The sequence below is a fragment of the Phycisphaeraceae bacterium genome (genome assembly GCA_040222855.1).
In the GTDB taxonomy this organism is placed as follows: domain Bacteria; phylum Planctomycetota; class Phycisphaerae; order Phycisphaerales; family Phycisphaeraceae; genus Mucisphaera.
Map to the genome: position 1 here is coordinate 25748 of JAVKCD010000003.1, position 14716 is coordinate 40463.

Below are 14716 nucleotides of genomic sequence, written 5' to 3' on the forward strand. Positions count from 1 at the left end.
TCGGTGATATCGTCAAGGTGGAGTGGGTCTGTAGACACTGCGACGAATGATGAGCACTTATGTCACGAGGCGGGCGGAGACTCTATCTGAAGCTTGAAGACAATCTGCCTGGCTGTCTGAATCATGATCGAGCTCAGTCCTGAACTGATGTGGCGCTACAGATCCCACAGCGGTTTACGCTCTGGATCGTCGGTTTGATTCATTGGTATCGAACACGCTTCTCAGCCCCATCAAGTACCGTCTCTGCTGCGCTCACCGAGCACATACCCCCTGCGCTCAAGCAGCGTGCCCTCAGCCACATAGAGCTGGATCATCGCCAGACGATACGCCACGACCGCCTCAACCTCCGCGATCTCGGCTTCAAGGAGGTCCCGCTGCACCTGGGCGACCAGAATCGCCGTACTCTCGCCGACATCGAACCGCTCCCGCTCGGCACGAACGGTATCGACCTGCAGTTCACGCGCGGTTTTTGACGCAGAGACTTGCTGGCGAGACCTTTCGACCTCATTCGCCGCGAGCTTGACCTCCAGTCGGACCAGTTGCCGCAGGTTCTCCACCGCCGCCGCGGCCTGACGCCGCGATGCGTAAGACGCTTCCCGACGCCCCCTGGCCGCATCATTACCCAGTGCCTGGCTCAGCCGAATCCCTGTTGCCAGGTCGTAGCTGTCCTCGTCAAGTTCCCTGAAGCTCTGCTCCAGCGTGTCGCCAAATCCACTCTTACCCAGAGCAATGAAGACTTCCAGCCGAGGCAGCACGCCGTTGCGCGTCATCAACGTCTCCAACCGCCCCTGCTCAAGACGCAGCCGAGCCTCAGCAAGCTCGGACCGCTTGAGGTCCGCCAACTCAACACGATCCGCAATGTCCTCCAGTACCTCCGGCTGCGTCACCGGCGTGCTGAGCAAAGCGATCTCTCGATCCAAGGCACCATCAACCACCGGGTTGATCAGTCGAAGCAGCCGAAGACGCTGATTCTCAAGCTCACTCCGCGCATCAATCAACTCCAGCTCCCGCAGCGCCACCTCAGCCCTCGCTGCCGCCCCCTGGGTCTCGGCCAGCACGCCCACGTCAATCCGATGCTCCACCTCATCCCGCTGCTGTCTGGCGACCTCCAGCGACCCCTCGAAAATCGCGATGCGCTCCTGCGCCAGCGCATAACGCCAGTAAGCAGACTCAACATCGGCGAGCAACGTCTCGACATAACCCCGAAGCTCAAAGATCGATGCCCTGGTTTCCAACCGAGCCTGCCGAATACGGGCCAGATTCACCGCAGTGCCCGCTCCCCTGAGTAACTGCTGAGTCACGCTAAGCCCAAGCCGAGCCTCCTGCTGCTTGGGCGCTCGGTTCGAGACCTCGCGATCGAATCCAACCGTCGCTTCGACTTCCGTTCCGGTAGGCAGCGACTGTCTGACCCCAACCTCCGTCAGCGTGTCCTCGCTCTCGACACCAAACCGAGTCCCGGTCCCACGATCGACTTCACTGGCTCGATCCTCGCGCAGTTCGATGGACCCGAACAACTCCGGGTCAAAAAGTCCACGCTCAATCAGCTCATTCGCGCCGACGATCACCGGTTGCAACTGCTCAACAGCCAAGTCCCGATTGCCACTGAGCGCAAGCGCCCCCGCGTGCTCAATCGAAAGCCCAAGCACCCCTTCATCACTCACCAATGTCTCAACAGACAACCGAGGGATCGCTTGATTGATCACCTCAGGACCATCCTGAGGCTTCTTCGCCGAACGATCAGCCCGTTCGAGAGCCTCCTCCCAATCTGGCCGAAACAGAACGGATTGCTCAGGCGACAGGCAACCCGACAGGGTCCCGCTCACCATCGAGATCGCCATCACCCACCTCAGCTTAGACGGCCAGCGATTCGTCACGCGGCCACGGCCTCTCTCTCGGGGTGAACCAGTGTGTAGGCAACCGGCACGACGATCAGCGTAATCAACATCGATGCCAGCAGACCGCCAATGACCGCACGCGCCAGCGGGGCCTGCGCTTCCGCCCCCTCACCAATGCCCAAGGCCAGTGGGAGCAACCCCAGCATCGTCGTCGATGAGGTCATCACGATCGGACGTAACCGACGGCGGCCGGCCTCAACCGCAGACACCAGCGCCGTCATCCCCTGGCGTCGCAGTTGCTCGGCCTGATCCACCAACAGAATCGCGTTGTTCACGACAATCCCACCCAACATAATGCAGCCAATGTAGCTCTGAATGTTCAGCGTGGTCCCGGTCATATACAACGTGACCAAGACACCGATCGCCGCCAGCGGGACCGACAACATCACCACCAACGGATCACGCAGCGACTCGTACTGACTCGCCAGAACCATATACACCAACGCCAGCGCGAGACCAATGCTCAGCCTCAGCTCACCAAACGCCTCCTGCTGCTCGCGATAGCTGCCGGCGACATCAAGGTCATACCCCGTGGGTCGAGCGATCATCCGAAGCTGCTGCTCAATCTCACTGGCGACCGAACCCATGTCGCGGCCACCGACATTGACCTCGACACTCAGAATCCGCTGCTGCTGCTTGCGATCGATCACCGTAGGCCCACGACCCGGCTCAGTCGACACCACGTTCCGCAGCGCCACATCCGTGCCATCGGACGTGCGCAAGGTAAGGCCGAGAATGTCATCGAGATCAAGGTTAATCGCGTCCTTGAGTTGCACGCGAATCGGGTAGCTGTTGCCCTCCGCCTGGAAGTTGCCCGCCTGTCTGCCCGAAACCGCCGTCTCGAGAGCAAGCGCAACCTGCCGTGCCGACAACCCAAGGTCCGCAGCCTTCGCTCGGTCAATCGTCAATCGCTCCTGCGGGGCTCCCGCCCGCCGACCCGCATCGACATCCGTCACACCCTCGACCTGAGTCACCCGCGAAACCACCTGCTCCGCCAACGCCTCCAACACACCCAGTTCGTATCCACGGATCTCAACCGCAAGCCCCCCGCCATCGGGAAGAATCCGATTCAACAAATTCTGGCCCTGTGGCGCCCGCGTGCGGATGGTCATCCCAGGAATCGTGCCTTCCAATCGCTGCCGAAGGTCCTCCGCGATCGCTTCATTACTCCGCTCTCGCTCATTCGATGGCACAAGCGTGATGTCAATCGACCCCCGCGACCCCGAATCGGGACGCCAACCCGATGCCCCTACGCTCACGATCTGCGCGATTCGCTCCGGCACCGCCTCGTTGATCACCGCCTCCATGACCTGCGTCTGCCGATCCACCAGGTCCAGTCGCATCCCGATGTCCATCTCACCGGTCACATCAACTTCGCCTTCATCGCTAGGCGGCATGAACTCCGAGCCAATCTGCGGAACCAGCATCACCGACAACCCCACTAGCGCCGCCGCCGTGGCCAGAACCAGCCAACGCTGTTCAAGTGCACCCTTCAACACACTGGCATACGGCCCTGAAGACTCAGTTAGTGTTTTCACACGCTCCCGTCGCGCTCTCGATTCCAACAGCCGCGATGCCAGCATCGGTACCAGTGTCAACGCAACCGCCAGCGAACAGACCAGCGAGATCACCACGACAAACGCGAACTCCTGAAACAACATCCCCGTCACACCCTCAACAAACACCAATGGCAAAAACACCACCAGCGTCGTCACCGTGCTCGCGATAATCGCCCCGCCCACCTCACGCGTCCCGCGAATCGCCGCCTGAGTAGGCGTCTCACCCTCTTCCTCGCGTCTCCGGTAAATATTCTCCAGCACCACGATCGAACTATCGACCATCATCCCCACACCCAGCGCCAATCCGCCCAGCGTCATCAGATTGATCGTCAAACCACTCACATAGATCACAGCCAACGTCGCCATCACCGAGATCGGGATCGACAAGGCGATCACCGTCGTGCTCCGTAAATCTCGAAGGAAATACAAGAGCACCAGCACCGCCAAGGCCCCTCCATACAGAACCGACCGCGACACATTGGCGATGGATCGCTCGATAAAGTTGCCCTGATTGCTGATCGGCACCACCACAAGCTGCGGGAAGTCCTGGTTGATCGCCTCGATCTCCCGGAGGATCGCACTCGACACCTCCACCGTGTTCGCCCCCGACTCCTTACGAACCGCCAGCCGCAGACCACGCTTGCCATTAACCCGCACAATCCTCGTCAGCCGCTGATAGGTATCCCGCACTTCCGCCACCTGACCGAGCGTCACCGCCACCCCGTCCCGCACTGCGACCACCAAATCCCGAAGTTCCTGAACATCCTCAAACTCCGCAGGTGCCCGGAGCGTCACCTCATACTGGCCCTGATGAATGCTCCCGGTCGGAAGATCGATGTTCGCATCACGAATCGTCTCCAAGAGTTCATTAAACGGCAGCCCCAGCGCCCGAATGCGATCAACATCGAGTTCGATCCGAACCTCTCGATTAAACCCGCCCCACGGATCGACCTGCGCCACCCCCTCGATCCGTCCAAAGCGGTAACGGACCTGATTCTCAACCAGTTCTGTTAACTCCACCGGATCAAGGTCACTCGAGATGCCCACGATGACCACCGGGAAGCTGCCGATATCAAACTTGCTCACACTCGGCCGCTCGATGTCATCGGGAAACTCATTGAGCTCATCCTCCAGACGAGCCTGAACATCCAACGCCGCGGTATCAATATCGACACCCGATGCGAACGTCAGCCGCACACGCGAGTTACCCTCCGAACTCGACGATGTCATCTCCTCAACCCCAGGCACCGTCGCCACGATCTCCTCGACAATCTGAGTGACCAGCCGCTCCATCACTTCCGGGCTCGCCCCGTCGTAGCCGGTCCGCACCGTCAACCTCGGCAGTTCTACCTCAGGTAACAGGTCAATCTGCAGCTTCCCCAGAGCTACCGCACCCAACACCACGATGATCAACGTGACCATCGACGTCAGCACAGGCCGCCGAACGCTAAATCGCGGAAGGTTCATTCGCCGGTCTCACTACGCTCTGGCGACTGATCACCCGGAACCACCACCACAGACCCGTCATCCAATAACTGCTGGCCCAGCGTGACGACCCGCCCAGCCAGCGAATCCTCAAGAATCTGCACCCGCCCGTCACTGACGATCCCCGTCTCAACACCCACCATCCGCACCCGACCAAGCTCCTCATCCAACATAAAGACCACCGGACGATCCGCCCGCCGCACCAGCGCCACCTCCGGCACCATCAACGCGTCCTCAACCCGGGACAGGACCATCTCCACGCGAACAAACATCCCCGGCTTCAACAGCCCCTCGGGATTCGGAACCTCCAGTTCGACACGCGCCTGCCGTGAACTCGACTCAAACACAGGCGACACCCGTGTCACCGTCCCCCGAAACACCCGACCCGGATAAGCATCCGTCCGAAGCGCTACCAACTGCCCTGATTGCAACAGGCCGTAATCAGCCTCGGTCACAAACACCACCGCCTTGATCGGGTCCAGTGCCACAATCGTCAGCAGCGACGTATTCGCCGCCACCGTGTCGCCCTGCTCAACCCGCCGTTCCGCCACGACCCGGCGCTCATCCTCCTCATCCCAGATGGCCCGCACACGCGTGTAGCCCAACCGGATTTGCGCCGACTGCAATGCCGATCGCGCCCTCTCCAGCTGAGCCTCCGCAACCACCACTCGAGACCTCGCCGCCAACTGCTCCGCACGAGCGCTATCGAACTGAGCGTCCGAGGCCACGCCACGCTCTCGCAGCGTCGCCTGACGGTCCATAGTCCGCTCGGCAATCTCACGGGCATCCCGCGCCTGGACCAGATTCGCCTCCGCCACCGCCAGCTCCGCCTCGGCCTGAGCGACCGCCTGCTCCTGCTCATCCCCATCCAGAACGACCACCTCCGCCCCGTTGCTCACTTCATCCGCCAGATCCACCGCCACCCGATCGATCCGCCCACCAATTTTGGCGGCCACCGTCATCTCGCGCATCGCCTCGAGGCTCCCGCTGAAAGTCCGCCTCAGTTCAATCGGACCCCGCTCAATCGCCACCACCTCGACGGGCACAGGCATCGCCTCACCCTCAGCCTGCCCTCGCTGACTCGACGAAGCAGCCCCCACTGGGAACAGAACAATCCCAAGGCCTGCCAGCACAATGACCGTCAGCAACACCACGAAAACTCGCCTGGATCGCGACAAGAAAAGCTCCTGAGCCTGTTATGACCAACTAATACAATAGTAGGGTAACAAGACCCCTCAGGCATCCCGCAACGCACTTCTTCATCCTGTTATTTGACCAACGCCGTCGATCGCCGCGAGACCCCGACCGGACAGCCTTCCGCGTCCTTCTTCAACCTCGATAACTCAGCCTCCGATAGCCACCCGGTAAGCCCCAGCCGCTCGTAGGTCTTCAGCACCGACTGCGCTTCCATCCCGCGGTAACTCCGATCCGTATCCACGATCGGCTTGCCGAGGATCTCCTCGAGCATCTCCTGCGAATACTCCTTTCGCTGCCGAGCCGTCGAAGTCGTCCCATACTGATTCAGGTTCGACGCGAAGATCCCCGCAGCGCTAAACGGCAGAAAATCCTCGTACCTCAGCCCATCCGCACGCACATACCCCTGCTGCACCAAAGTCCTGAGGTCCGACGTCTGAATCGACCCCGCCGCCGCCAGCCCAGCATCAGTCGGCTCGTAGCGCCCATACACCAGACCCTGCTCCAGCAACTCCCCAAGCGTCTTAGGGAACGTCGCATAGGCCTGAATCTGAGCCGCTTGGTAAGCCTCAAAGTCCCGCTTGGCCAGGCCCGGGTCCTGACTACGAGCCTCCTCGTGCTCCGCCAAGCACTGGTCATACATCGCCCTGCCCTTAGGCGTCGTCGCGTAAAACCGCTGCTCGATCTCACCAAACCGCGCCGTGTGCACCGTCCGGGTCTCCGTCCCGTCAGGGTTATGAAACACCACCGCCTCCGTCAGCGCCTTGTACGCATCCTGCCGCAGCAGCACCGGCGTCCCCACCGCAGGACCCTCCGTAAAATCCTTAAAGCCCGCGTGATCCAACTTACTCAGATCAAGATCAGGCTCGTTGAGGCGATCGACCAGACCATCGATCAGCTCATCAACCACCGAACCGGACACATCAGTCTCAGGCAGGCCATCAATCTCCGCCCGCGTCAGGTGCTTGAAGTGAAGCGTCATGTAATCTCGATCGCCATCAACCCGAATCCGCTCCAGCGCAGCCCCCGCACGCAACCGCAGCGCCGCCTCGTCGTACTCGCCCAACGCATACTTCATCGCCGACGTGTACAGATCCATACAAAACGTGTTAGGCGTCAGGTGATTCAGATGATGCGAATCAAAACACGCGATGTCCGCAGCGATCTTGAAACCACCCTCACACAAATCCTTGTAGAGCTGATGGTCCCGCGCCCGCCCCGTCCACTTGAAGATCCGATCTGTCCCCTCGTGAATCAATGCCTCGAAATCCTCTCGATTCAACCCGCCCTCTGACTCATCCTTCTCGATCAGCGCCTTCGCTCGATCCGAGAACACACAACGATCCGACAGCAGCGTCTCAACCCGCTCCTGCGTCGCCTCATCGAAGTAGTCCGTCATCAGCAGCGACGAGAACACCCGATGCTCCGGGTACGCCTCCGAACGAAACGCCGTCGCGATCACCGGCTGACTCTTCGCCCCGATGCTCGCCATGTCATAGAAGTTGTGTGGTTCCATCGCGAACACCGAGAAGAACCGGCCGATCCACCGGTACTCATCCGGCCGCCCGATCCGGATCGCACCATGCCGCTCCCCACTCGTCAGATTGATCTGCTCATCACTCATCGAGAAGCCGGGGAACCGCCTGCCCACCAGAGCACACACCGCCCGGTTACACACGAGATTCACCGCCAGCGACTTGTCATAAAGCGGAACCTCCTCGCCGAACATTCGCGACAGCTCCGAAAACAGCCGGTTCTGCATCTCAACTCGGTCAACAAAATCGCGTGACATCTCAGTGACTCCAAACCAGAGGAAGGCATTGACGACGACTCACAAAAACGACCTAGAGCAGCCGCCAGATACCGCGTTACTACCTTCAATCATACCCCGGGCAACGCCACAGACAACCAGACGCTTCCATCTGATGACAACTTGTCTCACGCTTTCAACGGCCATCAACCCAGCGCCGCAAAACCCCGCTCCAGGTCCTCGATGATGTCCTCCATCGCCTCCAGTCCCACGCTGATCCGGACCGTCTGAGGCGTAATCCCCGACTCCTTCAAGCCCTTCGGCCCCATCGACGCGTGACTCATCGACCACGGCTGCTCGATCAGCGACTCCACACCCCCCAGCGACTCCGCCAAGAGCAGCATCTTCAACGCAGCGTAAAACTGGGGAATCTCAGCCTCAGCCGCGTCAAGCTCAAAACTCAACATCCCGCCGTTACCCAGCATCTGCTTCTGAATCAGCGCTCGCTGAGGATGACTCGCCAGCCCTGGGTAATAAACCTTCGAGACCTTCGGGTGCTTCTCCAGCCACGCCGCCAGCTTCCCCGCATTCTCCTGATGCGCCTTCATCCGAAGTGGAAGCGTCTTGATCCCTCGCAACACCAAGAAAGCGTCAAAAGGAGAACACGCCGACCCGATCGCATTCCCCGCATCCCGTACTCGAGCGCCTAGCTCCGGATCCTTCGCGATCACCGCCCCGCCCACCACATCGCTGTGACCGTTGATGTACTTCGTGGTCGAGTGCACAACCACATCAACCTCCAGGTCCAACGGCCGCTGGAAGATAGGCGACAAGAACGTGTTGTCCGCCAGCGTCATCAACCCATGCGCCTTGGCCAACGCCACCATCGCCTCTATATCAACAATATTTAGCAGCGGGTTACTCGGCGTCTCGATCCACAACGCCTTCGTCTCCGGACGGATCGCCGCCTTCACCGCATCCACATCCCGCATGTCCACAAAACTAAACGTGATCCCCAGCTTCGGCAGCACCGCATCAAACAGCCGGTACGTCCCGCCATAGATATCATTGCCCGTGATCAGATGGTCACCCTTCTCAAACAGAAGCATCGCCGTCGTGATCGCCGACATCCCCGTCGAGGTCGCCAACGACACCGTCCCTCCCTCCAGCGAAGCCAGGCTCTCCTCGAGACCGCCCCGCGTCGGGTTCCCCGACCGTGTGTAGTCATACTTCGGCGGAGTCCCCAACTTCGGGAACGAGAACGTCGAGGACGGATAGATCGGCGTCGTCACCGAGTTCCATGTCTTGTCCTGATACACACCCTCATGGATCGCGCGACTCTGCTGTTTCACGGCGTTCACTTCCTAAATCAAAAAAATCAAAACTCTGTCCCAGCTAACCACCCATGAGGCTCATACGAGCCTTCACAAGCCCCACCAGCTAGGTCGCGAATCCTAGCACACCCACTCCACCCCAGCCCGTCACCCCTCAAGCCTTTACACTGAGTTGAGACTTCACACCCAGACGGAGACAGATTCCTTGGACCTGAGCGTGATGCTCGACAACCTCACCTCTCCGGTCATCCTCTTCTTCCTTCTGGGAGCGGCGGCTACCCTCGTCCGCTCAGACCTTGCCGTCCCCCCCGCTATCGCCCGCGGGCTCTCGATCTACCTCCTCATGGCCATCGGGCTCCACGGCGGGGTCGAACTCGCCCGCAGCGGCCTCACCACTCACATCGCAATCGTCCTCGCCGTCGCCATCCTCGGCAGCGTCCTCACCCCTCTACTCGCCTTCTGGGTCCTCCGCTTCAAACTCGACACCACCAACGCCGCCGCTATCGCCGCCTGCTACGGCTCCATCTCAGCCGTCACTTTTATCACCGCTTGCAGCTTCCTCGAAGCCAGAGGACTCACCTTCGGCGGATACATGGTCGCCGCCATGGCCCTCATGGAGTCACCCGCCATCGTCGTCGGCGTCCTCCTCGCCAGAATGTCCAGCCCACGAACCGACAACGAATCCCTCCCCTGGGGCCGGCTCGGGCACGAAGCCTTTCTTAACTCCGCCGTCCTTTTGCTCCTGGGCAGCCTCGTCATCGGCTACCTCGCTGGCGACGAGGGCTGGGCTAAAGTCGAGCCCATGATGTACGAGCCCTTCTACGGTCTCCTCTGCGTCTTCCTCCTCGACATGGGGCTCATTGCCGCCCAACGCCTCCGCGAACTCGGCCGCTCAGGCCCCTTCCTCATCGCCTTCGCCATCGCCATGCCCCTCGTCCAGGGGCTCATGGGCATCACCATTTCGTGGCTCCTCGGGTTCGACACAGGCGACACCCTGCTCATGGCCATCCTCTGGGGCAGCGCCAGCTACATCGCCGTCCCCGCCGCCATACGACTTGCCCTGCCCGAAGCCAACGCCAGCCTCTACCTCCCCCTCTCTCTGGGTGTCACCTTCCCCTTCAACATCGCGATCGGGATTCCGTTCTACCTCTGGATCATCGAGAGCTTCCTCCAATGAAACCCAGCCAGCGTATCGAGTTTGTCATCGGCGCTTCCCACCTCCAGCACCTCCTCGACAAGATCGATCAGGCCGGAGCACCCGGCTGGACCGTCATCCACCACGTCATGGGCCGGGGCGGACGCGGGATCCAGTCCGCTGACGAACTCAGCGGGACTTCCTCCAACGCCTATGTCATCGTCGCCACACCCAGCGACAAAACCAAAACCATCGTCGATGCCGCCCAACCCATCCTCGCCCGCGCAGGTGGGCTCTGCCTCATCTCCGACTGCCAGCACGTCCAACACCATCCAAAAGAAACCTGAGCAACCCTCCTAAACCTCAGCACCCGCGCAAACCCGACAAGCCCGACCCATATCCGGTCGATCCCTCTCAAACATGAACCGCGGGTTTTCTCTCATCGAGCTTGTCCTCGTTCTGGCGATCCTCTCCGTCATCGCTGCCATCGCGATTCCGCGCATGTCCATCGCGTCCGATGGCGCACGAATCACCTCCTTCGCCACCACACTGCGCCAGTTCGCTCGCGCCTGCGAGCTCTATCACCTCGACCACAAAGCCTGGCCACCAGACGGGAGTTCCGGCTTAGCCCCCTCAGAACTCAAGGGCTACGTCGATGAACAAGCCTGGGCCAACCCCACGCCACTGGGCGGAGAATGGGACAACGAAACCGCTGACGCCGGGAGTGTCACCGCCGCCATCGGCGTCCACTTCGATACATCCGACGCCACGACCGACGCCCTCATGCGCCGCGTCGACAAGCTCATCGACGACGGCGCTCTCATATCAGGCAGCTTCCGCAAACTCGCCTCCGGCCGCTACTATTTCATCCTCGAAGAATCTGACACCACCGCCAACAAAGCCATCGCCACCGACATCAGCGAACTCCTCGGCAACATGTCCCTCCGTCGCGACTAAACCACCCACCCGTCACCCACCAACAACCTGAATCCGGGAACTTTTGACGGCCTCACGCCGTACATCTACCTTGCACCCGCGTTCAACACCCAAAACCCCGCCATTTCTGGAGGATGACCGCGTGACGCCCAAACCCCTTGCCCACGCCAAGGCGACGCATGCTCGCGTCCTCGCCATCCTCCCGGCTCTCCTGCTCCTGCTCTCCCAATCCGCTGTCGCCCAGCCGTTCACGGGCTGGCAGGGCCTCCGCGTGATCGAACTCGATGGCAACCCCTACCGACTCGACGTCGCCGACCTCGATCAGGATGGCCGCGAGGACCTCGTCCTGGTCAACACCCGCCAGGCACGCCTCGAAATCTTCCACTGGCTCGACCCCGAAAACCGCGAACCGCTCGCCGAACCCGACCCCGATGATCCCGCCTCCATCAACGACCTCCCGATGGCCCCGGAACTCAAACGCACCGAAGTCCCCGTCAGCCAACTCCCTCACGATGTCCTGATCCTCGACACCGACAATGACGCAACCCCCGAACTCTACATCCTTGTCTCCGACCCCAACCGCATCCTCCAGTTCACACTCGATGACCAGGGTAACTGGACCCCCACCGAACGCTGGGAACTCCGCGCAGGCAGATTCACCCCCGCCGACGACCTCCTCCTCGCCTTCTCAACCGATGGCAACCTCGAACTCCTCATCAGCCTCCAGGAAGGCATCCAGCGACTCACCCTCACCGCCACCGAAGAAGCCGACATCGGCCGCGCCTCATGGATCGAGCCCCGCGAATCCCTAGGACGCAACGACTGGTGGCTCGCCGACCTCGATGATGACGGCCACGATGACCTCGTCGAGTGGACCAACACCGATGACCGCTCCCTCCGCTGGTATCCCGTCCGCGATGGAACGCTGCGCCCCGCCCAGACCCTCTACGATCGCCCAATCAGCGGGGCCGTCTGCATCCGCAATAACAACGCCGCCGACGAGATTGTCGTCCTCGAAGCCAGCCCCGCAGGACTCGTCCGACGCTACCGCATGACCCGTGGCGACACCGAGGACCTCGGCCGCTCCGAACCCATCGCGCTCGCCGGAGCCGACAAAGCCGTCTGGGCCGCCACCACCATCCGCAACGAGCCCACCCTCGTCGCCCTCGACCCCGAACAGCCCCGCGCCACCCTCTTTGCCCACACCCCCGACGGCTGGTCGCAGCGTGGCAGCTTCCCCGTGATCGCCTCGGTCAAAGCCGCCACAGCACCCTCCGCACAACCCGGCACCATCCTCCTCTGGCCTGACGAAGGAGCCGACCTCTTCACAACCCAGTGGGCCGACGGCCGCCTCTCCTTCCCACAACCCATGGGGCTCGCTTCCGAAGCCGAAGACCGACTCATCCTCGGTCTCGGACACATCGGCGACACCACCTGGTGGATCCAACGCGCCGACAAAGACCTCCACCTCGGCCAATGGACAACCGGCGGCGATCCCGAAACCACACTCTTCCCAGCGGTAGCCAACACCGCCGAGCAGGCCACATGGCTAGGCGGCAACCGCCTCCTCGTCCTCGACAAGTTCGCACGCACCGTTCGACTGGTCACCCTGGCCGACGATAGCACCGCCAACTCAACCACCCCAAGCCACCTCAGCAAAGCCCGCATCGAAGAGTTCAAGCTGTTCGATACACCCGATGGCATCCGCCTCGGTCGCTTCACCGATGGCGTCCTCCAATGGCTCGATGACAACCTCTTCGCCACCGACCAGGTCATGCTCCCCGATGGCCTGCCACTCGCCGACCTCGTCCTACGCGAAGCCGGCCTCGCCTGGGCCCTCGAACAAGGCGGCTCTGCCATCCACGGCATGGCACCCGACGAAGCAGGCGTCCTCCGCGTCGTCTCCACCACCCGAACCAACCGCGGCCGCTCCCTCATCGACGACCCCACCCTCGGCCTCATCATGCCCGACCAGGCTGGCGTCACCCGAGTCGCCGAAGGACGCCCCCTCCAACTCGATGCCACCCAATCCATTGACGCCCGAGCGGGCCGACCCGCCGGAACCTCCAACGCCACCGTCCATCGCGTGCTCACCACCGATGTCACCGGCGACAACGCCGACGACCTCATCCTCACCGATGATGTCCGCCACCAGGTCACCCTGATGACCCCCGATGACGACCACCAACTCGCCCCCGATCTCTCCTGGCCCGTCTTCGAGGACAAGACCTACCCCTACGGCGGCACCTCCGATGACGACCAGATCACCGAACCACGACGCATCATCGGGATCGACATCGACGGCGACGGCCACCAGGACCTCGCTCTGTTGAGCCACGACCGACTCCTCATCTACCTCGCGCGGGAGAATCAACCATGACTCGATTCCTCACGGCCCTCACACTCGCTCTCTCGCTCACCCTCGCAAGCGCGCCCTTAGCCAACGCTCAGGATGACGCCCTCGTCGGCCAGGTCGTCACCGCCACCCTCGTCGGTGGATCAACCGTCTCCGGAACACTCCTCCGCCAGACCGACGCCAGCGTCGTCATCGACCTCGACTTCACCGCCATGACCATCCCAGCCGAAAAACTGCTCGACCTCGCCGCCGAAAATGCCACCGCACAACCCGATGCCCTCACCGCCAACGACCTCTACACCACAGGACGACTCGAACCCGCCCCCATCCAGACCCTCGTCGAACGCTACGGCGACGCCGTCGTCATGGTCCGGTCCGCCGGCGGACTCGGAACCGGCTTCTTCATCTCCGACAACGGACACCTCATCACCAACTACCACGTCGTCGAAGGCGAAACCAGACTCGCCGTCACCATCTCCAAAGAAACCGACGACGGCCGCGAGAAAGTCGAAATCCGCGACGTCCGAATCATCGCCCTCCAACCCACCCGCGACCTCGCACTCCTCCAGGTCGTCTGGGATCAGGAAGAACACGGCCCACAACCCACACCCACCGTCATCACCGCCAACGACGACCTGACTGTCGGCGACTTGGTCTTCGCCGTCGGCAACCCCCTCGGGCTCGAACGCTCCGTCACCCAGGGCATCGTCTCTTCCACCACCCGCACCATCGGCAACCTCCGCTTCATCCAGACCGACGCCTCGATCAACCCCGGCAACTCAGGCGGGCCTCTCTTCAACGCCCGTGGCGAAGTCGTTGGCGTCGCCTGCGCCGGCTACACCTTCTTCAACGGCCTCGCCTTCGGCATCCCCGCCCGCGACCTCATCGACTTCCTCGACAACCACGACGCCTTCCTCTACGACCCCACACAGCCCCAGAACGGCGTGCACTACCTCAATCCCCCGTACCACAACCCAGACACCGAATAACCTCCCACGCAAACAGCCAGCCTTGACCCAGACGCCCGAGTGTGCAAGAAACACACCCAATCAGCCCGTCCTCTCCCGGAAAC

General features: G+C 61.7%; 10 protein-coding genes. 5 read left to right on the forward strand and 5 right to left on the reverse strand.

Features of this window, described 5'->3' with window-relative positions; genetic code table 11:
- Positions 1–230 precede the first annotated feature (230 nt).
- From RIG82_00120 to RIG82_00140, 5 genes are all read right to left on the reverse strand, one after another.
- Positions 231–1838 (reverse strand): TolC family protein, encoded by a 1608-nt coding sequence (locus tag RIG82_00120; protein MEQ9459345.1) that lies wholly within the window; start codon positions 1836–1838, stop codon positions 231–233.
- Positions 1839–1870: 32 nt separating this feature from the next.
- Positions 1871–4921, reverse strand: a complete 3051-nt coding sequence (locus tag RIG82_00125; protein ID MEQ9459346.1) for an efflux RND transporter permease subunit — start codon at positions 4919–4921, stop codon at positions 1871–1873.
- Complete coding sequence (locus RIG82_00130) at positions 4918–6117, reverse strand: efflux RND transporter periplasmic adaptor subunit (GenBank protein MEQ9459347.1); 1200 nt, start codon at positions 6115–6117, stop codon at positions 4918–4920. The genes RIG82_00125 and RIG82_00130 overlap by 4 nt, the downstream gene beginning before the upstream one ends.
- Before the next feature lie 89 nt (positions 6118–6206).
- Entirely contained in the window at positions 6207–7925 is a 1719-nt protein-coding gene (locus RIG82_00135) for a DUF1338 family protein (protein ID MEQ9459348.1), read from the reverse strand.
- Positions 7926–8089: 164 nt separating this feature from the next.
- Complete coding sequence (locus RIG82_00140; protein MEQ9459349.1) at positions 8090–9235, reverse strand: PLP-dependent aspartate aminotransferase family protein; 1146 nt, start codon at positions 9233–9235, stop codon at positions 8090–8092.
- 187 nt (positions 9236–9422) lie between these two features.
- Here RIG82_00140 and RIG82_00145 point away from each other — a divergent pair, with 187 nt between their 5' ends.
- From RIG82_00145 to RIG82_00165, 5 genes are all read left to right on the forward strand, one after another.
- Positions 9423–10394 carry a sodium-dependent bicarbonate transport family permease gene (locus RIG82_00145; protein MEQ9459350.1) on the forward strand — a complete coding sequence of 324 codons (972 nt, stop codon included), beginning with the start codon at positions 9423–9425 and terminating at the stop codon, positions 10392–10394.
- A complete protein-coding gene (locus RIG82_00150) occupies positions 10391–10699 on the forward strand; it encodes a hypothetical protein (protein MEQ9459351.1) in 309 nt (102 codons plus the stop codon). The genes RIG82_00145 and RIG82_00150 overlap by 4 nt, the downstream gene beginning before the upstream one ends.
- 73 nt (positions 10700–10772) lie before the next feature.
- Positions 10773–11309, forward strand: coding sequence for a type II secretion system protein (locus RIG82_00155; GenBank protein ID MEQ9459352.1), 537 nt, complete (start codon positions 10773–10775; stop codon positions 11307–11309).
- Positions 11310–11430: 121 nt separating this feature from the next.
- Positions 11431–13668 (forward strand): hypothetical protein, encoded by a 2238-nt coding sequence (locus tag RIG82_00160; protein ID MEQ9459353.1) that lies wholly within the window; start codon positions 11431–11433, stop codon positions 13666–13668.
- The gene (locus tag RIG82_00165; GenBank protein ID MEQ9459354.1) at positions 13665–14633 is read left to right on the forward strand and encodes a trypsin-like peptidase domain-containing protein; all 969 of its coding nucleotides are present in this window, start codon (positions 13665–13667) and stop codon (positions 14631–14633) included. Before RIG82_00160 ends, RIG82_00165 begins: the two co-directional genes overlap by 4 nt.
- The last annotated feature ends 83 nt before the right edge of the window (positions 14634–14716 follow it).

Excerpts from the sequence above, each read along its gene's own strand:
- RIG82_00120 (MEQ9459345.1), bottom strand. The coding sequence starts at position 1,838 with ATGGCGATCTCGATGGTGAGCGGGACCCTGTCGGGTTGCCTGTCGCCT.
- RIG82_00125 (MEQ9459346.1), bottom strand. The coding sequence starts at position 4,921 with ATGAACCTTCCGCGATTTAGCGTTCGGCGGCCTGTGCTGACGTCGATG.
- RIG82_00135 (MEQ9459348.1), bottom strand. The coding sequence starts at position 7,925 with ATGTCACGCGATTTTGTTGACCGAGTTGAGATGCAGAACCGGCTGTTT.
- RIG82_00150 (MEQ9459351.1), top strand. The coding sequence starts at position 10,391 with ATGAAACCCAGCCAGCGTATCGAGTTTGTCATCGGCGCTTCCCACCTC.
- RIG82_00155 (MEQ9459352.1), top strand. The coding sequence starts at position 10,773 with ATGAACCGCGGGTTTTCTCTCATCGAGCTTGTCCTCGTTCTGGCGATC.
- RIG82_00165 (MEQ9459354.1), top strand. The coding sequence starts at position 13,665 with ATGACTCGATTCCTCACGGCCCTCACACTCGCTCTCTCGCTCACCCTC.